Source organism: Accumulibacter sp. (assembly GCF_029255285.1).
In the GTDB taxonomy this organism is placed as follows: domain Bacteria; phylum Pseudomonadota; class Gammaproteobacteria; order Burkholderiales; family Rhodocyclaceae; genus Accumulibacter.
In genome coordinates this window covers 22,392-41,296 of the sequence record NZ_JAPUVI010000106.1, presented here as the reverse complement: position 1 = coordinate 41,296, position 18,905 = coordinate 22,392, and the positions used below count along the sequence as shown (strand labels likewise).

At 62.0% G+C, this 18,905-nt stretch carries 14 protein-coding genes and 1 tRNA gene; 9 read left to right on the top strand and 6 right to left on the bottom strand.

Going from position 1 to position 18,905, the window contains the following annotated elements:
- Nucleotides 1–277: 277 nt before the first annotated feature.
- Nucleotides 278–628, top strand: coding sequence for an iron-sulfur cluster insertion protein ErpA (gene erpA / locus Q1M07_RS16445; RefSeq protein WP_015767481.1), 351 nt, complete (start codon nucleotides 278–280; stop codon nucleotides 626–628).
- 83 nt (nucleotides 629–711) lie between these two features.
- Here erpA and Q1M07_RS16440 read toward each other — a convergent pair whose 3' ends face one another.
- Nucleotides 712–3,381: a bifunctional acetate--CoA ligase family protein/GNAT family N-acetyltransferase gene (locus tag Q1M07_RS16440; protein ID WP_300455449.1), complete on the bottom strand. Its 2,670-nt coding sequence runs from the start codon at nucleotides 3,379–3,381 to the stop codon at nucleotides 712–714.
- A gap of 211 nt (nucleotides 3,382–3,592) precedes the next feature.
- Here Q1M07_RS16440 and Q1M07_RS16435 point away from each other — a divergent pair, with 211 nt between their 5' ends.
- The 3 genes from Q1M07_RS16435 (at nucleotide 3,593) to Q1M07_RS16425 (ending at nucleotide 7,931) form a co-directional block, all read left to right on the top strand.
- Nucleotides 3,593–3,886, top strand: a complete 294-nt coding sequence (locus Q1M07_RS16435; RefSeq protein WP_300455447.1) for an antibiotic biosynthesis monooxygenase — start codon at nucleotides 3,593–3,595, stop codon at nucleotides 3,884–3,886.
- Nucleotides 3,883–5,067 carry an iron-containing alcohol dehydrogenase gene (locus tag Q1M07_RS16430; protein WP_300455444.1) on the top strand — a complete coding sequence of 395 codons (1,185 nt, stop codon included), beginning with the start codon at nucleotides 3,883–3,885 and terminating at the stop codon, nucleotides 5,065–5,067. The genes Q1M07_RS16435 and Q1M07_RS16430 overlap by 4 nt, the downstream gene beginning before the upstream one ends.
- A 386-nt stretch (nucleotides 5,068–5,453) precedes the next feature.
- Nucleotides 5,454–7,931: an ATP-binding protein gene (locus tag Q1M07_RS16425; RefSeq protein WP_300455441.1), complete on the top strand. Its 2,478-nt coding sequence runs from the start codon at nucleotides 5,454–5,456 to the stop codon at nucleotides 7,929–7,931.
- A gap of 294 nt (nucleotides 7,932–8,225) precedes the next feature.
- Here Q1M07_RS16425 and Q1M07_RS16420 read toward each other — a convergent pair whose 3' ends face one another.
- The 3 genes from Q1M07_RS16420 to Q1M07_RS16410 form a co-directional block, all read right to left on the bottom strand.
- Complete coding sequence (locus Q1M07_RS16420; protein WP_300455439.1) at nucleotides 8,226–8,426, bottom strand: zf-HC2 domain-containing protein; 201 nt, start codon at nucleotides 8,424–8,426, stop codon at nucleotides 8,226–8,228.
- 290 nt (nucleotides 8,427–8,716) lie between these two features.
- On the bottom strand, nucleotides 8,717–9,334 hold the full coding sequence (locus Q1M07_RS16415) for a VTT domain-containing protein (RefSeq protein WP_366984174.1): 618 nt from the start codon (nucleotides 9,332–9,334) through the stop codon (nucleotides 8,717–8,719).
- Nucleotides 9,335–9,993: 659 nt separating this feature from the next.
- The gene (locus Q1M07_RS16410) at nucleotides 9,994–10,419 is read right to left on the bottom strand and encodes a hypothetical protein (protein ID WP_300455549.1); all 426 of its coding nucleotides are present in this window, start codon (nucleotides 10,417–10,419) and stop codon (nucleotides 9,994–9,996) included.
- Nucleotides 10,420–10,741: 322 nt separating this feature from the next.
- On the opposite strand from Q1M07_RS16410, the gene Q1M07_RS16405 reads away from it, so the two are divergent.
- Both Q1M07_RS16405 and Q1M07_RS16400 read left to right on the top strand, forming a co-directional pair.
- A tRNA-Val gene (locus tag Q1M07_RS16405) sits at nucleotides 10,742–10,817 on the top strand.
- 166 nt (nucleotides 10,818–10,983) lie between these two features.
- Nucleotides 10,984–12,915 carry a SurA N-terminal domain-containing protein gene (locus Q1M07_RS16400; protein WP_300455437.1) on the top strand — a complete coding sequence of 644 codons (1,932 nt, stop codon included), beginning with the start codon at nucleotides 10,984–10,986 and terminating at the stop codon, nucleotides 12,913–12,915.
- 150 nt (nucleotides 12,916–13,065) lie between these two features.
- On the opposite strand, the gene groL is transcribed toward Q1M07_RS16400, so the two are convergent.
- Together groL and groES are read right to left on the bottom strand one after the other, a co-directional pair.
- Nucleotides 13,066–14,718 carry a chaperonin GroEL gene (groL, locus tag Q1M07_RS16395; protein WP_300455434.1) on the bottom strand — a complete coding sequence of 551 codons (1,653 nt, stop codon included), beginning with the start codon at nucleotides 14,716–14,718 and terminating at the stop codon, nucleotides 13,066–13,068.
- A gap of 71 nt (nucleotides 14,719–14,789) precedes the next feature.
- Complete coding sequence (gene groES / locus Q1M07_RS16390) at nucleotides 14,790–15,080, bottom strand: co-chaperone GroES (protein WP_300455431.1); 291 nt, start codon at nucleotides 15,078–15,080, stop codon at nucleotides 14,790–14,792.
- 370 nt (nucleotides 15,081–15,450) lie between these two features.
- Here groES and Q1M07_RS16385 point away from each other — a divergent pair, with 370 nt between their 5' ends.
- The 3 genes from Q1M07_RS16385 (at nucleotide 15,451) to infC (ending at nucleotide 18,821) form a co-directional block, all read left to right on the top strand.
- Complete coding sequence (locus tag Q1M07_RS16385; RefSeq protein WP_300455429.1) at nucleotides 15,451–16,056, top strand: DUF4337 domain-containing protein; 606 nt, start codon at nucleotides 15,451–15,453, stop codon at nucleotides 16,054–16,056.
- A 300-nt stretch (nucleotides 16,057–16,356) separates the two neighbouring features.
- Nucleotides 16,357–18,273 (top strand): threonine--tRNA ligase, encoded by a 1,917-nt coding sequence (gene thrS, locus Q1M07_RS16380; protein WP_300455426.1) that lies wholly within the window; start codon nucleotides 16,357–16,359, stop codon nucleotides 18,271–18,273.
- Between the two features lie 26 nt (nucleotides 18,274–18,299).
- Complete coding sequence (gene infC / locus Q1M07_RS16375) at nucleotides 18,300–18,821, top strand: translation initiation factor IF-3 (protein WP_300455546.1); 522 nt, start codon at nucleotides 18,300–18,302, stop codon at nucleotides 18,819–18,821.
- Nucleotides 18,822–18,905: the final 84 nt, after the last annotated feature.

The window sequence follows — 18,905 nt, the reverse complement described above, 5'->3', positions numbered from 1 at the left end:
CCAGAAATGCTATCATGGCGGCGCCGCAACAGTATTCTGACCCTGAAATCCCCTGCCCGCCGGCAGCGCAGCGAAACGCCGCCGACTGCCGTGAGTGCTGGAACTCTGAATCGAGACAGGAGTCAAAACGGCCGCTGGAAGATCGCCAGTACCGACTGTCGAGCCTTGGCCGTCTGGCCGACACCTAGGCTTCAGGCTGCGGCAATCACGACACGCGACAAGCAACTGGCGTTGCCTGCTGCGCTTTCGGACATCAGTTTCAGGAGAATCTACCCATATGAATGCAGCGACAGAAATGCCCTTGCCGTTTGTCTTTACCGATAGTGCGGCCGGCAAAGTGAAGGAATTGATCGAGGAAGAGGGCAATCCGGACCTCAAACTGCGCGTGTTCGTCACAGGAGGCGGCTGTTCGGGCTTCCAGTACGGTTTCACTTTCGACGAAGTTGCGAACGATGACGACACCGCTCTGCAGAAGAACGGCGTTACGCTACTGGTCGACCCGATGAGCTACCAATACCTGGTCGGGGCCGAAATCGACTACACGGAGGGTCTGGAGGGCTCACAGTTCGTCATCAAGAACCCCAACGCGTCTTCAACCTGCGGTTGCGGTTCGTCCTTCTCGGTCTAGCTCGACGACCGGGGCAGCTTCCGAGGCGGCGAATCGGCGTATGTACCTGAGGGAATGCGCGAAAGGCCTGAGGAGAAACGCGTTCATTTCGCTTGCGGCTTGCCGAGCGCCAGGCGGAGATCGACCGTGCCACGATCGCTGCCCGTCGTCAGCTGGAAACCGAGGCTGTTCGCCAAACCCTGCATGCGCAGGTTGCCGTCGAGAGTTTCGCCACGCAGCTCGCGGAGGCCGCGGTCACGGCAGTAGTCGATGATGCACTGTAACAGCAGGCGACCGAGCCCTTTGCCCTTGATCGCCGAAGCGACGACGATCGCGAAATCGGCAAAGGTGCTACCTGGCTGGGCGACGGCACGGACCTCTCCCAGCGCGGACTCGCCGCCGTCCGGGCCACGCTCGACGGCTACCAGCGCCATTTCCCGGTCATAGTCGATCTGCGTGAAACGGGCGAGTCGGGCGCGCGGCAGATTCCTCATCGAATCGAAGAAGCGCATCCGCGAATCCTCGGGCTCCAGCGAATTGAGGAGTTCGCCGAGCGTGCTTTCATCTTCTGGCCGGATCGGCCGTATGAGCAGCCGACGCCCATGCCAATCGACCGCTCGCTCCAGTTCTTTCGGGTAGGGTCGAATCGCGAACCGGCGCAGTCCGAGCTTGCGTCTCGCCCGGTCGGGACGGATACGCACGCGGACATCCAGCACCAACACGCCCGACGTCTCGACGAAAAGCGGATCCAGTTCGATGCCGACCACGGCGTCGTTGTCGGCGAGCAATTGCGACAAGCGCACCAGCAAGCTGCTGGCCGCCGATTCCAGGTGCTCCCGCTGGTCGCGGGGGGCTTCGTCGGCAAAGTGACTGTGCGCCACCAAGTCGCGTGCCAGCGTCGGGTTGAGCGGCGGCAGAGCGATGACGAAGCCATCCGGTCGAGTGCCAGCGGTGGCGGAGGGACCAAGAAAGATCACCAGACCGAACAGCGGATCGTCGTCCACGCCAAGGCGTAGCGCCGGCAGGCCGCTACGCGCGACGCTCGGTCGCAGCCGGTAGCCGCTGACGCGTCCGCCCGGTGTCTGGGCGCGCACCGAGCGGCGCAGGCTGCGTCCGGCAAGTTTTATCTCGGCCGGCGAACGAAGTCCCGAGGCCAACGGCACCTGATCCGCGGCGTTGCTCAGCACCAGACCGAGATCGACCGGATAACCGATCTTTTCTGCCAGCCGGATCCCCGCGTCGACACTGCTCACCAGAGGGTAGTCGGCAACCGCGATCCCATAGGCCTGCAAGACACGGCGCGCCTGACGGGCGGTCAGAATCGCGGCTCCGGCGCTGATCGCTTCGCCGATCGCGCCGCGCGCCGCGTCGATGTCCGGCGAAAAACCTTCCGCCCGCGACGGCGGCATCTGCATCAGCAGAGCGCGATTGCGTCGGTAATCGAGAACACCGAGGAAAACGGCGATCGCCTTTTCGGGTGAATCGTGGCTCAACACTCCGTTCGCCGCGGCAATGTGCTGCGCCTCAAGCATCGAACTACCGCCCACCCAACAGGTGAATACGTTGCGCTCGCTCGCCTTCGATGCCGCGCAGATGGCTGCCGCGACCTCCGTACTGGGCGCGAACGGCGACGGCGAACACACCGTCAGTACCGCATCCGTCTCGCTGTCGTCAAGCACGGCGGCCAGTGCCGCGCCCCATTTCGCCGCGCTGACGTCGGCCGGCAGAGCGAGCGGGTTTTCGAGTTTCGACCGCGTGTGCAGCAGGTCGCGGAGACGCTTCACCGTGTCGTCGGACAAGGTGCCCAACTGGCCACCCGAGCGCCGCAGCGTGTCACCGGCGATCCCCCCGAGGCCGTGTCCGTTGGCCAGGATGGTCAGCCGCTCGCCGCGCATTGGACGCACCCGCGCCATCGCCTCGATGGCTTCGAACAGATCCCCCAAGGTGTCTATACCGACCCACCCGGCGCGCCGTAGCGCCGCGGCGTAGACTTCGTCGACCGCAAACGGTCCGTCCGGGGTGCGCGGTATCTTGACCCGCCTGCTGCGGATCGAGACCACCGGTTTGTTGCGCGCCGCTGCACGTGCTGCCGACATGAACTTCCGCCCGTCGGGCAGCGAGTCGAACTGAACGAGAATCGACCGGGTGTCTTGGTCGGCGGCCAGCCAATCGAGGACATCGGCGAGATCGACGTCGATGCTGGTGCCAAGGTGCAACACGGTGGAGAAGCCGATTCCCCGGCTATGGGCGCGATCGAGCACGGCGGCGGCGACCGCGGTCGACTGGCTGATCAGAGCGATCTTCCCCGGCGTGACGGGAACAGGCGACACACTGGCATTGAATCCTCGCGCCGGAACGGCGAGACCGCCGCTTCCCGGTCCGAGAACGCGTGTCAGGGAGGGTCGTGCCGCTTCGAGGATCGCCTGACGAGCCGTCAGGACCTGGTGACTGTTCATTCTGTGCCGCAGCCACGGTCCGACGATCACGGCCCGAGTTCCTCGCTCGCCTAGCTGAGCAACGATCGACGCTACGTTGTCGAGCGCCGCGCAGACGATCGCCAGATCGGGTACCAACTCCATTTCTCCGAGGCGAACATCGGAACCCATAGAAAACAGCGAGCGCTTTCTGGCGTCAGCCGAAATCACCGGGCCAGCAAAGCCACCCGCGGCGAGATTGGCCAGCACCACTTCGGCATAGCGACTCGGCTCGTCGATTTCGGCGATTACCGCCACCGACTCGGGACGAAAAAGAAATTCGAGATTTCGAACGGTCATTCTTGCCTCGTGCGCAGGAACCGTCAGCCACGCCGGTTCGCTGGTCCTGCGGTCGTGTGCCTGGAGCAAGTTTCCGGCGGCGCTCTGCTCAGCGTGCCGGAAGAAGGCCACAGTCTACTGCAGGCTAGGCCGCCGTAGCGCCGACAATCGCTAGCCGGGTGGCGCAAGAACCCAGTGTAGAATTATTCGCCTAAACTCGAGGGAGCTCACGATGCACGTCACGCTTGTCCATGTCCGAGTCAGAGCGCAGGATGTCGATGCCTTCATTGCCGCCACACGGGCCAATCATGAGGCATCGGTCGATGAACCGGGCAATCGCCGTTTCGATGTCCTGCAAGCGCTTGACGACCCGACGCGCTTCATCCTTTACGAAGCCTACGCGTCGGCCGCCGACGCCGCCGCGCACAAGGAGACCACGCACTATCTCGCCTGGCGGGAGGCGGTCGCCGGCATGATGGCCGAGCCGCGGCGCGGCGAGCCGATGAACGGGCTGCTTCCCGCATGAACCAGGATTTCTCGCCCTTCTCGATCGCTCGCCTGCCGCGCATCGAGTTTGGCAGCGGCGCCATCGACAAGTTGCCCGACATCGCCGCGGGCTATGGCCGGCATCTGCTGCTCGTCACGGGCGCCCGGTCGTTTGCCGAATCGCACGCCGGGGCACGGCTGTTCGCCAGCCTTCGTGAGCGACAAGTCTCGTGGCAGCAGGTCAGGGTATGCGGCGAGCCGTCACCGGATTTTGTCGATGCGACCGTTGCCGCGCAACGCGGAGCGCGCTTCGACGCCGTTATCGGCATCGGTGGCGGCAGCGCCCTGGACGCCGCGAAAGCCATCGCCGGACTGCTGCGGCCAGGCAACTCGGTGCGGGACCATCTCGAAGGTGTCGGCCCCGAGCTTCCCTACAGCGGACCGGCGACGCCACTGATCGCCGTCCCGACCACCGCCGGCACCGGTTCGGAGGCGACGAAGAACGCCGTGTTATCGGTTCCCGGGAGCTTCAAGAAATCCTTTCGCGACGACAAGCTGGTCGCCGAATGGGCGATCGTCGATCCCGACCTGCTCGCCACCTGCCCGTCAGCGCTGATCAGCGCCGACGGACTCGATGCCTTGACGCAACTGCTCGAATCTTTCGTCTCGACGCGCGCCAACCCCCTGACCGACGCCCTGGCCCGTGCGGGCATCATGGCCGCACGCGAAGCGTTGGCCGCGCTGTATCGCCAGCCGTCGGCCGCCGCGCGCGCCCGGATGGCCTACGCTTCGCTGACCTCCGGCATCTGCCTGGCCCAGGCCGGGCTTGGCGCGGTGCATGGTCTGGCCTCGCCACTCGGCGCTTTTTTTCCGATTCCGCATGGCGTGGTCTGTGGCACGCTGGTCGCCAGCACCACGGAGAGCAATATCGCCGCACTCGAAGCGCGCGACCCGGGCAACCCGGCGCTGGCGAAGTACGCCGAAATCGGCCGTCGCTTCGCCATGCAGAAGGGTCTCAACGGAGCCGACGCCCGCCGCTTTCTCGTCGCCAGCCTGCGGCGCTGGGAGGTCGAGCTCGAGCTGCCGCGCCTCGGGGCCTACGGCATCCAGGCAGGCGACCTGGCGCGCGTCGTCAGCGGCAGTCGTGGCGGCAGCATGAAGACCAATCCGATCGTGCTCAGCGACCAGGAACTGACCCAGATCCTCGCTTCGCGCTTGTGACGTCGAAGGCGGTGGGCGGCTCGGGCCCGCTAGGCTAGGCTAACCCAGGCCGCGATGCCCGTTGCCACGATCCCCATTCGGTTCACGCCTACGCTAACGAAGCTTGACAAGACTATTTTCCCATCGACCGCGCTTTCGGATCGTCTCACGTGTCCTCCTGAGGAGCTATAATCCCTTTCCAAGGGTGTTTGCAGACGCTCGGACGCCACATGATCGCAATAGCCAAACGCGGCGGCCTTGGCTACTTTCTCGACAGGTTGTCAGCGGCCGGCGCCCAAGGGGCGGTGGTCGTCGATCGCTGGACTTGACCCGGCCGGCGGGCCACGCTTTGCGTCAGGGTGTTGGTAACCGTGATGGCGGATTGACCGTCGAGGCATCGCGGTTTGATGGCGACGGGCGCCGTACTCGGCTTTGCCCAGGGCAAGAGAGGTAAAGCGATGCGATTGCCGGCCAGCGGCGCGGAACCCACATCTACGCCGGGCCGAGCGGCCTCGGCAGGGGTCAGCCGTCTACTGCTGATTACTTGCGGAGTCAGCCTCGCCTATCTGGGACTCTCGTGGCTGAACTGGGTTCTGTTCAAGCGTGGCGGTATTCTGCCGATGCCGCTATGGCCCGCTGCGGGTTTTGCCGTCGCCGTGGCCTACCGCTTCGACTGGCGAGCCGTGCCAGGCCTTTACATTGGCGCACTGCTGGCTAACGCAGTCGCGTTGCGAACGGATTGGGGCTTAGCTGCCATCATCGGCGTCATGAATTCGCTGGCGCCATGGCTGGCTGCCCGTGGCGCCCGTTGGTGGACCAGACATCGCAATCCCTTCCAGACCGTTCGCGACTTCGCGGTATTCGCGTTGCTGGCGGTGATCCTTCACCCGGCGTTGACCGCTGTCGGTGGTATCGGTGGCCGCTTCCTGCTGGGCGAAATCGCCTCCGGCGCCTTCCTTGAACGGTGGCAGCAATGGTGGCTGGGTCACGCCGTCGGCACCATTCTGTTCGCCCCCATTCTGCTGTTGTGGTGGCTTCCTGGCCGGGACGGCACGCGGCAGGCGGCGAGCAAGGAATACTGGCTGCTTTCTTCGCTCACCTTCCTGGGCGCGACAGGGCTGTTCATGTCTTCCGGGGCGTTCCCGATGGGGCTGCCTTACCTCCTGATCGTCCCCATGGCCTGGGTGGCCATCCGCCACTCGATGCTCCGGACGATGGCCCTGTTCACCGTCGTCGTGCTCTGTGGCATTGGCGCCATCCTGTGGACTCCGGCGCAACCGGCGAGCGACGCGTGGGCAGTCATGCTCCCTTTTCGCACCATGGCGGTCGCCTACAGCATGATTCTCCTGCTGCTGGGAATTATGCGCAACACGCAGCTCGCGACTGAGAAGATGCTGCAGACCAAGGCCGACGAACTGGCCGAGAGCCGGCAGCATCTAGAAGAACGGGTGGCCGAACGTACCGTTCAGTTGGCGCACGCGAAAGACGCGGCCGAAGCAGCCAATCGCGCGAAGAGCGCGTTTCTTGCCAACATGAGTCATGAGCTACGCACTCCCTTGAATGCCATTCTGGGCTTCTCGGCGCTGCTACGGAAAGAGGCGTCGCTGGGCGTCGTCCAACGGGAAAACCTCGACATCATCAACCGCAGCGGCGAACACCTGCTGGCGCTGATCAACGACATTCTGGACATGGCCAAGATCGAGGCCGGGCGAATTCAGGTGCAGGCGGCGCCATTCGATCTCGGCGGGCTGACCTGCGACCTGATCGATCTGATGCAGGTGCGGGCCAGCGAAAAGGGGCTCTACCTGCGATTGGACCAGACTTCAGCTTTTCCCCGTTTCGTACGGGGTGACCAGACCAAGCTGCGGCAGGTGCTCATCAACCTGCTGGGCAATGCGGTGAAGTTTACCCAGGAGGGCGGAGTTGTCCTGCGCCTGAGCGCTGCGCCGGGGCCCGTCGGCACGCGACTGTTGATCGAAGTGGAAGACAGCGGGCCGGGTATCGCGGAGGAAGAACAGGCACGCATTTTCGACCCCTTCGCGCAGGCAGGTCAGCCAGCGACCCAGAAAGGCTCTGGGCTGGGGCTGGCGATTACCCGGCAATTCGTGGAGCTCATGGGCGGCCGGATCGAGGTGCGAAGCGAACTCGGCCGGGGCAGTTGCTTTCGGGTCGAAATACCGGTCGCGCCGGCCTCCGATAGCGACCTGTCGGTCGAGGTCCTCGACCGGGGAGACGTGCTGAGCCTGGCGCCAGACCAGCCGGCTTGGCGGATTCTGATTGTCGAAGATCAGATGGAGAACGCCTTGCTGCTCAGTCGGCTGCTGGAAAGTGTGGGTTTTCAGACGCGCGTCGCCAACAGCGGTGTACAGGGCGTCGAGTTTTTCCAGGTGTGGCGGCCGCATTTCATCTGGATGGACCAGCGCATGCCGATGATGGACGGAATGGAGGCCACCCGCCGCATCCGGGCCTTGGACGGGGGGCGTGCCGTCAAGATCGTCGCGCTGACCGCCTCGGTATTCTCCGACCAGCGAGGCGAAATGCTGAACGCAGGAATGGACGACGTACTACACAAGCCGTTTCAGCCAGGAGAGCTTTTTGACTGCATGGAGCGTTTGCTGGGTGTGCGCTATGTCCGCCGGGAGAAGGAGTCGCTGGCCGCCCAGATGGAGGTGGACACGGTGCTCGATCGGGCAGCGCTGGCGACACTGCCGGAAGATCTGCGGCGACATCTGGCGGACGCCCTCGTTACCCTGGACACCGGGCAGATCGCTGCGCTGATCGCGCGCGTGACGCAACTGAACCCGGCGCTGGGTCGAATCCTGCGCCGGCACGCGGACAGTTTCGACTACGCACCGCTTGACCGGGCGCTACACGAGGCGGACTGACAACTCATTCCACCCAGGCGAGCCGGCATCGCCCACCCCCGTTGAAAACCCGTTCCCCCCCCCCGCGTGCCGGGTCATGAAGGGCGTCACCTAGGGCGAGAGCGAAGCCTAGTCCCCACCCGGCGCCGCAGTCCGAATTCGACCAGAGCGCTTTGCCTCGTCGGTGCACCATTGCTTGGCAGGCGTGGAAGCGCCGGGGTTCAGGCGGCAGCAAGTGGCCGGTCGTCGTCCCCCCGTTCCGGCGGATGACCGTCGACGCGTGTGTGACGGGCGTTTGATCGTCTCTTCCGACCGTCAGGAGTCGTCCGGCACAGTGCCGCTTTTGCCTGCCGCGTACCGGCGCATTGCCTGGCGCACGAAGGCAAGGTGAGTGCGGAAGTTTCGACAGGGCAGGCAGATCATCAGGTGCGCCCTCATCGTCACGCGCTCACGTAGTGTCAGCTCGCGCTCGAGCGCGTCCGAGCACAGGTGGGCTGCTTCGCGACACTTGCGCATGGTCGCTCGATTCCGGCGCCGACGCCAAGCGTCGGGTCGTACCCGTCTCGAGAACGCATCGCGGCAATGGGCTGGCGTCGTCAGCGAAGCCGTCGGTCCGAAATCCAAAGATTATTCTCCTCGTGCCAATGCCTGCGCCGGCTGAGCGAAAAGCTGGCAGGGCCGGCGACGGGCGTGCAATTCACGCGGTCGCGGTGGCTGGGCTAGCGACTGTTCGTCGGCTCGCGGCGCGGATCCTTACATGTCCGTCGCCAAAAAAAATCGCGGCACGAGTCTGGCCGCGCCGTTTCCTAGGCGAGATGGAGAAGCCGGGCGAGAAAGTCGAAGAACAGGCAGTAGAGAGCAATCGGCAAAGGCAGGCCGAGCAGGGTGCCGAGCATGTACTTCCGAAAGCCGACCCCCGACATGGCGAGGGCGTAGTTCAGCGCCGGTGCCGTCTGAAACAGGATGCGCAGGGAGAGAACGCTGCGCACCGGGTGGCCATCGAGTTCCTCCAGCAGGCGGCGCGCGTGCCGGTTCTTCAACTGCCGCAGAGCGTCGCCGCCGACCAGCCGGATGCTCAAGAAGGTCAGCGCGCTGGAAATGGCGGCCGCGAGATAGGTGACGACGCCGCCCCAGCCACGCCCCAGGGCCAGAACAGCGGCAGCGAGAAAGATCCAGCCCGGAATCTGGATCAGGTTGCCGAGCGCGAACAGCAGAACAAAGATCAACACGCCGCTCAGCCGGTTCTCCAAAAACTGGTCGTGCAGGAACTGCCGACTGAAGTGGTCGCGCCAACCGGACAGTTCGAAGGTCGCGAACAATACGCCGAGAAACAGCGCCACCGTCAGCAGTCGCCGGCAGGACAGGGTCGATCGGTTCACCATGTTGTCCAGTGCTGCCAGATCTTTCTCATCCGGTGTGTCCACGCGTCACAGCGCCGGCCGACGCGCATCGTGTAGAAAAGGCTCGGCCAGGGCCGGCCACATCGCCTCCCGCCCGGCTTTGCCGGTGATATGAGATCAGGAGACCATGCCGAAGCCGAGCGAGCGAAAACTTTCGCAGAATTTGTCGAGCTGCCTGGTACGCACCACCTTCGGCCCGGCGCGCAGACAAAGCGAAGCCGTCTCGCGGCGGCCAGCAATCGGCGCGCGAAGTCGTCGAAGGCAATCCACCGGCCGATCGGACAGGCGCGCAATGTCTCTTCGATGGTCGCCCGCCGGGGCGCGACGGTGGTCATCACCCGTTCCTTGAAAGTTTCTCCCTTGATCGCGTCGACACGGTTGAACTCGTCGAAAAGGGTAGTTTTCAGCCATTTCTGCCAAAGCCCGTGCAGTACCTGTGCCGGCGGCAGGCTGAGAGCCTTGACGCCGCCCGGGCAGAGTTGCAGACGGGCTGGCCACGTCCACCGCCAGACCGCCGGCCTCCAACAGCATGAGCCAGGCAAAGGCTTTGATCGGGCCGATTTCCTGGTCCTACGGATTCTGTTTCGCTTCCCCTGCGCAACAGTCGCCACCCGCCAGTTTGTCGCTCAACAGGCGCAGGGTGGCGGTGCCCGGCAGCGCCGTCTTGTCGCTCAACCGCAGATCTACCGGCCGACGATAGGCCCTTTCGTTGTGGCATCGGAATCCGACCAGTAGTCTTCGCCCTGCAGCCGGCGATCGCCTTGGATGGTGTAAGTGATGAAGCCGTCCCGGAAGACCAGCGCGCCGTCGCTGCGCTTGGCCTTGACCCGCTTGCCGTTGACCCATACACGCTCCCTGTCGTCGATGCGGATGGTGGCGAAGGTGGCGTCGGCAGTCCCTTTGGCCACCCAGTTGCCGGCATAAGGGGTCTGCTTCGACGCTGTGCCGGCGTTCGCCGGTACGTCCGCCACGAACCCTGCCTTCGCGTTTTCCGCTTTGGTCTTCGTAATGTCGCAACCTTGGGCTTCGGTAACCTGTGTGCAGCCTGACCGCTTGAGTTGTTTCGCGTAAGTCGGATTGATGGCTTGGACCGACGTCGCGGTCAACAGGGTTAGCCCCGAAGTGATGACGATCTTCGCTGATTTTATTTATTTTCCCTCCATTTTGGATTGACGCTGTCACGATACTTGGCGCTGACGGACGTATCGACGCCAGCGGTTCAGCGAATCGTGGACAAAGCCGTACGCCCGCAACACCCGATTCCGGGTGGGGATGGTGTGCCGACAGCCAGTGCGCCAAGGCATTCCGGAAGCCGGCAGCGGCGCGGCGCCGCCAAGACAGATTGCTTGTTCCCCATATGCGCCTCGGCCGCTCTGGCCAAGTAACCTAGGATGCGATAGACTCACGCTTCCCGGATTTCAGTCATGCGTCGGGTGCTTAGCTCAGTAGGTAGAGCGCTAGCCTTACAAGCTGGATGTCGGCGGTTCGAGCCCGTCAGCACCCACCAGCACGCGCGACGGACGTTCGGCAACGCGTCTAAAGTGGTGTGGTGGTTCAGTGGTTGGAGTACCGGCCTGTCACGCCGGGCGTCGCGGGTTCGAGCTGCCGTCCTCTTCGCTATTGCCGACAGGCGAACGCAAGTTCGCCTTTTTTGTTTGCACTTCAATGTTCGAGTGAGTCAGCGGGTCAACACCATGTTCTTCGATGTCGTTCGCAACAACAAGAGAGTCGTACAGATATTTCTTGCTTTGATCACTTTGCCTTTTGCCTTCTGGGGCGTTGACTCCTACGTTCGCAGCAGTGGGGCGGGTGCCGATCTGGCCAGTGTAGGCGATTCGAAGATCACCCTGCCGCAGTTTGATCAGGCTTGGCGGGCTCAACAGGAGCGTATGCGGCAGATGCTCGGGGCGAGTTTCCGACCGGAGTCGATGAACACCCCGGAAGCCAAGCTGGCGGTTCTCAACTCGCTGGTCGACCAGCGGCTCTTGCTGCTCGAGGCGGCCAAGGACCGACTGGTTGCGGGCGACGACGCGTTACGTGAAGTGATTGGCAAGGTTCCCTCCTTGCAGGAGGATGGGCAGTTTTCCATGGCGCGTTATCGGGCCGTGCTGGCGGCGCAGGGCATGTCGCAGGCGCAGTTCGAGGCTCAGTTGCGCCAGGATCTCACTCTGCAACAGTTGGTGGGGGCGATTGGTGAAACCGGTATAGCCGCCAAGACGCTGACGGCCGCCATGCTGCACATCCAGTCGGAGAGGCGTGAGGTCGCCGAGTTGCGCTTCTCCGCCGACCGGTTCGTCGGGCAGGTGAAAATCGACCCGGCTGCGATCAAGAGATACTATGAAGAGAACACAAAGCGCTTCGAACTGCCGGAGCAGAGCCGGGCGGAATACGTCGTTCTGGCGCTCGAGGCACTGCTGGACAAGGTCAAGGTCAGCGAGGCCGAGATCACGGCTTGGTATGAAGGCCACCAGGATCGTTACCAGCAGGCCGAGGAGAGACGCGCGAGCCACATCCTGATCGTGAGCAATGCCGAGGTCAATAAGGAGCAGGCGAAAGCGAAGGCGGAACAGGTACTGAAGGAAGTCCAGAAGTCGCCGAACGCGTTTGCGGAACTGGCAAAGCAGTACTCCCAGGATCCGGGTTCGGCGGAAAAGGGCGGTGATCTGGGGTTTTTTGGCCGCGGGATGATGGTCAAGGCTTTTGAGGATACGGTTTTCAAGTTGCAGGAAAACGAAGTCTCCGGCCTCGTACCGTCCGATTTCGGTTACCACATCATCAAATTGACCGGCATCAAGGCCGGCAAGCGACGCCCTCTGGCCGAGGTGCGGGCGGATATCGAAGCCGAGTTGAAGCGTCAGGCGGCATCGCGGCAGTTCGCCGAGTCAGCCGAGGCCTTCAGCAACCTGGTCTACGAGCAGCCGGACAGCTTGCAGCCGGCGGCCGAACGTTTTGGGCTGACGATCCAGCAATCCGCTTGGTTGCCACGCCAGCCGGCTCCCGAGAGCTTGGCGGCGCTGGGCCAGTTGGGCAACGCCAAGGTGCTGGCCTCGCTGTTTTCGGATGACTCGCTGAAGAACAAGCGCAACACGGAAGCGGTGGAGATTGCGCCAAACACGCTTTTGGCGGCACGCGTCGTCGAGTATCGACCAGCGAGTACGAGGCCGTTCGATGACGTGAAGGCGGAAATCGAAGCCTCGCTGAAGGTCCAGGAAGCGGCTTTGCTGGCTCGCAAGGCTGGTGAGGCCAAGCTCGGCGAATTGCAGCAGAATGGCGCCGAGGTCCAGGCGGCTTGGGGTCCGGCCCGAGAAGTTTCGCGAGCCGAGTCTCGGGATCTGCCGGCATCGGCTTTGAAAGCGATCTTCAAAGCCGACGTCAGAAAACTTCCGGCCTATGTCGGGGATGAAGCTATTGGCGGTAGTTACGTGCTCTACAGGATCGCGAAGGTCAGCCACCCGGACATCGTGGATGACAACAGGCGCAACGCCTTGCAGCGGCAGTATGACTCGATTCTCGCGCAGGAGGATTTTGCCGCCTATCTCGCGAACCTGCGTTTGCGCTACAAGGTCGATATCAACAAGTCGGCGCTCGAAAACAAGGAGCGGTAGTCGCGTTCGTGCTTGGCGACAGTTAGGTTCCGTGGGGGCACGCCGGCCTGACACGAAGTTTCGTCTGCCGTCCGGGAGCTTGGCTGGCCAAGAAAAACCCCGCCGTAGCGGGGTTTTTTTCTGGCGTACGGCCTGTGTGCTTGGTCGGCGTTACATATCCATGCCGCCCATGCCACCCATACCGCCCATGCCACCCATACCGCCACCGCCCATGGCCGGTTTTTCTTCGGCCAGCTCGGCGACCATGCAGTCGGTGGTCAGCATCAGACCAGCGATCGACGCCGCATTTTGCAGCGCTGTACGAGTCACTTTGGTCGGATCGAGGACGCCCATTTCGACCAAGTCGCCGTACTCACTGGTGGCGGCGTTGTAGCCGAAGTTGCCGGTGCCCTGAAGAACGGCATTGACGACGACCGACGGTTCGTCACCGGCGTTGGCGACGATTTCTCTCAAAGGTTGTTCCATCGCTCGCAGCACGATTTTGATGCCGGCTTCCTGATCGGTGTTGTCGCCTTTCAGGCTCGTCAAACCGATGCGGGCGCGCAGCAGTGCGACACCACCGCCGGGAACGATCCCTTCTTCGACCGCGGCGCGGGTCGCGTGCAAGGCGTCTTCGACGCGTGCCTTTTTCTCCTTCATCTCGACTTCGGTCGCTGCGCCCACCTTGATCAGGGCGACACCACCGGCCAGCTTGGCGACTCGTTCCTGCAGCTTCTCTTTGTCGTAGTCGCTGGTTGCCGTTTCGATCTGAGCCCGGATCTGCTTGACACGAGCTTCGATGTTCGCGGTAACGCCGGCGCCATCGATGATCGTCGTGTTTTCCTTGCCAATTTCGATACGCTTGGCCTGTCCAAGGTCGGCCAGCGTAGCCTTCTCGAGCGTCAGACCGACTTCCTCGGCAATCACCTGGCCACCGGTCAGGATCGCGATGTCTTCAAGCATTGCCTTGCGGCGGTCGCCGAAACCGGGAGCCTTGACGGCGCAAGTCTTCAGGATGCCGCGAATGTTATTGACGACCAGGGTAGCGAGGGCCTCGCCATCGACGTCCTCGGCCACGATCAGCAATGGGCGGCTGGATTTGGCGACCTGTTCGAGAATCGGCAGCAGATCGCGAATGTTCGAGATCTTCTTGTCGAAGATCAGGATATACGGGCTCTCGAGGATCGCATTTTGCTTCTCGTTGTTGTTGATGAAGTATGGGCTCAGGTACCCACGGTCAAATTGCATTCCTTCGACCACATCGAGTTCGTTGTTCAGGGATTTGCCGTCCTCAACGGTGATGACGCCTTCCTTGCCGACCTTGTCCATCGCTTTGGCGATGATGTCGCCGATGTCGGCGTCGGCGTTGGCCGAGATGGCACCAACCTGGGCGATTTCCTTGCTCGTCGAGCACGGTTTGGAGAGCTTTTTCAATTCCTCGACGGTGGCGATCACCGCCTTGTCGATGCCGCGCTTGAGGTCCATCGGGTTCATTCCGGCGGCGACGTACTTCATCCCTTCGCGGACAATCGACTGAGCCAGCACAGTAGCCGTGGTCGTTCCATCGCCGGCGATGTCGGAAGTCTTGGAAGCAACTTCTTTGAGCATCTGGGCGCCCATATTGGCGAACTTGTCCTTGAGCTCGATTTCTTTGGCTACCGAGACACCATCCTTGGTCACGGTCGGCGCCCCGTAGGAACGCTCGAGAACCACGTTACGCCCCTTCGGTCCGAGGGTGATCTTGACTGCGTCGGCCAGGATGTTTACGCCCTCGATCATGCGGGCGCGTGCGGTATCGCCGAATTTGACGTCTTTAGCTGCCATAGAGATAACTCCTAGAGTTCTTTGTTGATTTCAATCGAAAAGCGAAACACGGGGATGTCTGAACGGGACTCTCAGACCTCGATGACACCCATGATGTCTTCTTCACGCATGACCAGCAGCTCTTCGCCGTCAACTTTGACGGTCTGGCCAGCGTACTTGCCAAACAGAACGCGGTCGCCAACTTTCACTGCGAGGGCACGCACGCTGCCGTCGTCGAGCACCTTGCCATTGCCGACGGCGCGAATCTCGCCCTGGTCAGGCTTTTCGGCGGCGGTGTCCGGAATCACGATGCCGGATGCGGTTCTGCGCTCCTCTTCCAGGCGTTTGACGATCACACGATCATGCAAAGGGCGAATATTCATGCAGCTTCTCCTTGGTTTAATAGCAAACTTACACGGCGATGGGCAGATTCGGCGAGGGTGACTAAAAGACCGACAGCTGAATCTGTTAGCACTCAAAGCTAACGAGTGCCAATAATAGGGCCGCAGCGGCTAAATTTCAAGCCCCGCTGATGTCGGGAGTCGCTCAATTGCAGCTAGGCGGCTGGCAAGCGTATGGCGCGTAAAGCTTGCGCACTAGAACCGATCCTGCCTAATATTCGCCCCTTCTGCGTGGGCGAGCGGATGGCGTTGGGGCTGGCCGGTCGGGCATCAGTGCACCTTGGTCGACGGCGCCATCGTGCGGCCGCCGCTTCTGCTTCTTTCTTGTATGGCCTAGGGGGAGAGCGTTGAAATGTCTGACATCAAGGACGCAGTTGAGGATGTGATGGGCAAGGCCGAACAGGCTTCCGATCGGCTGATCAGCGTGATCGCCATACTGGTAGCCGTTCTGGCGACGGTCATGGCGTTGTTCAGCATCAAGGGTGGAAACATTGGTCAGGCGATGGCGCAGGCGCAAGCGAGAAGTGTTAACGCCTGGGCGTATTTTCAGGCAAAAAGCACGAAACAGACTCTGGCCGAAAGCATGCTCGATCAACTTGTGCTCGAGCGCGAGCGTGCTACCGCGATGACACCGGAAACCTTGGCTTTGCTGGACAAAAAAATCGAGTTTTATCGGGCTAAGGTCAATCGCTACGAAAGCGAGAAGGAGGAGATCAAGCAGCAGGCGGAGGCCTACGAGAAAACGTACGAGGAGCTGAATTTTCACGACGATCAGTTCGATATCGCCGAAGCCGGGATCACCCTGGCCATGGCGCTGTTGGGGATCGCTGCGCTAACACGCCGGGCTTGGCTGGTGTGGCTTGCGCTGTTCTTTTCCGGCCTTGGGCTGGCCTCGGGCATCAGCGGTTTCGTCGGCGGCACCTTTCATCTGGATTTCATCGCCAGGATGCTCGGTTGAGATCGGGTACGTTCCTGCTTCCCTAGCGTTTGTTGTCCGGCGAACGCCGGTGCCTCTCGCGCACTTCTGCGGTCACCGTCCACGTGCTAGAATCCAGACTTTTGACGAGTACTCGCCTTTTGATGCCTGAACCTGCTTGGGCTGACCCGGTCAGGGTTGCCGGCCCGGGCGATGGGTCTTTAGCCATGCTAGCGGTGCGTTCGTGTCGTGGTGACCGGCCCTCTGCGGCGCAGCAGTTGACCGGACATCTTCAAGCCAGAGCGGGTCTCTGGCTTTTCCTTTTTTCGTTGGGGTGGCAGTATGCCGGTTGTCAAGTTGCCTGACGGTTCCCAGAGGGAGTTCGTGCAACCCGTCACCGTGGCCGAAGTGGCGCAGAGTATCGGTGCCGGTCTGGCGCGTGCGGCGTTGGCAGGCAAGGTTGATGAGCGTCTCGTCGACCTTGCCTTCCTGATCGACGCCGACGCCCAACTTGCCATCATTACGGACAAGGATTCCGAGGGTCTCGAAGTAATCCGGCACTCCACAGCCCACCTGATGGCCCATGCGGTGAAGGAGCTTTTCCCGGCGGCGCAGGTGACCATCGGGCCGGTGATCGAGAACGGTTTCTACTACGACTTCGCTTACCAGCGCCCTTTTACTCCCGAGGATCTGGCGGCAATCGAAAAGCGCATGACCGACATCGCTCGCCGTGATCTGCCCGTGCAGCGTGAGGTTTGGCAGCGCGACGAGGCGGTCACTTTTTTCAAGTCCATCGGGGAGCACTACAAGGCGGAACTGATCGACGCCATCCCGGCCGGCCAGGAAATTTCGCTTTACCGGGAGGGAGAATTTGTCGACCTCTGCCGTGGCCCGCATGTGCCGTCGACCGGTAAGCTGAAGGTGTTCAAGCTGATGAAACTGGCTGGCGCCTATTGGCGCGGCGATCATCGCAACGAACAACTGCAGCGGATCTATGGGACGGCCTGGACCAGGAAGGAGGATCTGGAGGCCTACCTGCACCTGCTCGAAGAGGCGGAAAAACGCGATCATCGTAAGATCGGCCGGCAACTCGACCTCTTCCACCTGCAGGACGAAGCGCCGGGAATGGTCTTCTGGCACGCCAAGGGGTGGACCATCTGGCAGGAGGTCGAGCAGTACATGCGCCGCCTGCTTAGCGAGAATGGCTACTGCGAGGTCAAGACCCCGATGATCATGGACCGCTCGCTGTGGGAGCGCTCGGGTCACTGGCAGAACTACGCCGAACTGATGTTCACTACGGCTTCCGAAAACCGCGACTACGCGATCAAGCCGATGAACTGTCCTGGCCACATCCAGATCTTCAATCAGGGTTTGCGCAGTTACCGCGACTTGCCAATGCGGCTCGCCGAGTTCGGCTCGTGTCATCGCAACGAGCCATCGGGTGCGCTGCATGGCATCATGCGCGTACGGGCTTTTGTGCAGGATGACGCGCACATTTTTTGTACGGAAGCTCAGGTCTTGCCGGAAACTTCCGCCTTCATCGACCTCCTGGAAAAGGTCTACGCCGATTTCGGGTTTGCCGACATTCTGGTGAAGCTGTCGACGCGCCCCGCCAAGCGAATTGGCTCCGACGACCTATGGGACAGGGCGGAAGCGGCGCTTGCCGAGGCGTTGGCCGCGAAAGGTCTGACCTACGACGTGCAGCCGGGGGAGGGCGCGTTTTACGGTCCGAAGATCGAATTCTCTCTCAAGGACTGCCTCGGGAGGGTCTGGCAGTGCGGTACCTTGCAGCTTGATTTCGCCTTGCCGGAGCGTCTCGATGCACACTATGTGGGCGAGGACAACGACCGTCACGTTCCAGTCATGCTGCATCGGGCAATCCTGGGGTCGCTTGAGCGTTTCATCGGCATTCTCATCGAGCACCATGCGGGGAGCATGCCTTTGTGGCTGTCGCCAACGCAGGCCGTGGTGCTGAATATTTCTGAGAAGCAGAGTCATTATGCTGAACAGGTGGCGGTAGCGATGCGCCGTGCCGGCCTGCGCGTCGAAGCAGATTTGCGCAACGAAAAAATTACCCGTAAAATTCGGGAACATAGCTTGAACAGGCTGCCCTATCAGGTCGTCGTTGGCGACAAGGAAGTGGTGGCCAATCTGGTGGCCGTGCGCACACGCGGTGGTCGGGATCTCGGGCAGATGCCGCTCGATGTCCTGATCCAGCAACTTCTCGAAGAGGTTGCATCGCGCCGTGGCACGGCCTGACCTTATCTGGAACAAGGAGTCGACCCATCGCACTGCAAAAGGCGCAACGCGTTAACCATGAGATAAACGCACCGGAGGTTCGTCTCGTCGGGGAAGAAGGCGAGCAACTGGGAGTCATGAGTGTCAGGGCAGCATTGTCGTTGGCCGAGGAAGCGGGACTTGACCTGGTCGAGATCGCTCCGATGGCGCAGCCGCCCGTCTGTCGTATCGTCGATTTCGGAAAGTTCAAGTACCAGGAGCAGAAGCGTCAGCACGAGGCGAAGCTCAAGCAGAAGCAGGTGCAGGTCAAAGAAGTCAAGTTCCGTCCGGGTACCGACGAAAATGACTACCAGATCAAACTGCGCAACATGACGCGATTCCTCGACGAAGAGGACAAGGTCAAGGTAACACTGCGCTTCCGCGGTCGGGAAATGGCCCACCAAGATATCGGGATGCGCCAGATTGAGCGGATTCGGGCTGACCTTCAGGATCTTGCCGTCGTAGAACAGATGCCCAAGATGGAGGGTCGTCAGATGGTCATGGTGCTGACGCCGAGCAAGAAAAAGTAGTCGTCACCATTCGAGTCGAGCAGTAGACAACACAAGTGGTGTCGGGTCAAAAGCGCCCCCGCCGGGGGACACCTGGCAGCACAT

Coding starts and splice junctions, on each gene's coding strand:
- groL (WP_300455434.1), bottom strand. CDS start 14,718: ATGGCAGCTAAAGACGTCAAATTCGGCGATACCGCACGCGCCCGCATG.
- Q1M07_RS16385 (WP_300455429.1), top strand. CDS start 15,451: ATGTCTGACATCAAGGACGCAGTTGAGGATGTGATGGGCAAGGCCGAA.
- Q1M07_RS16435 (WP_300455447.1), top strand. CDS start 3,593: ATGCACGTCACGCTTGTCCATGTCCGAGTCAGAGCGCAGGATGTCGAT.
- erpA (WP_015767481.1), top strand. CDS start 278: ATGAATGCAGCGACAGAAATGCCCTTGCCGTTTGTCTTTACCGATAGT.
- Q1M07_RS16420 (WP_300455439.1), bottom strand. CDS start 8,426: ATGCGCAAGTGTCGCGAAGCAGCCCACCTGTGCTCGGACGCGCTCGAG.
- groES (WP_300455431.1), bottom strand. CDS start 15,080: ATGAATATTCGCCCTTTGCATGATCGTGTGATCGTCAAACGCCTGGAA.
- Q1M07_RS16430 (WP_300455444.1), top strand. CDS start 3,883: ATGAACCAGGATTTCTCGCCCTTCTCGATCGCTCGCCTGCCGCGCATC.
- thrS (WP_300455426.1), top strand. CDS start 16,357: ATGCCGGTTGTCAAGTTGCCTGACGGTTCCCAGAGGGAGTTCGTGCAA.
- Q1M07_RS16425 (WP_300455441.1), top strand. CDS start 5,454: ATGGCGACGGGCGCCGTACTCGGCTTTGCCCAGGGCAAGAGAGGTAAA.
- Q1M07_RS16440 (WP_300455449.1), bottom strand. CDS start 3,381: ATGACCGTTCGAAATCTCGAATTTCTTTTTCGTCCCGAGTCGGTGGCG.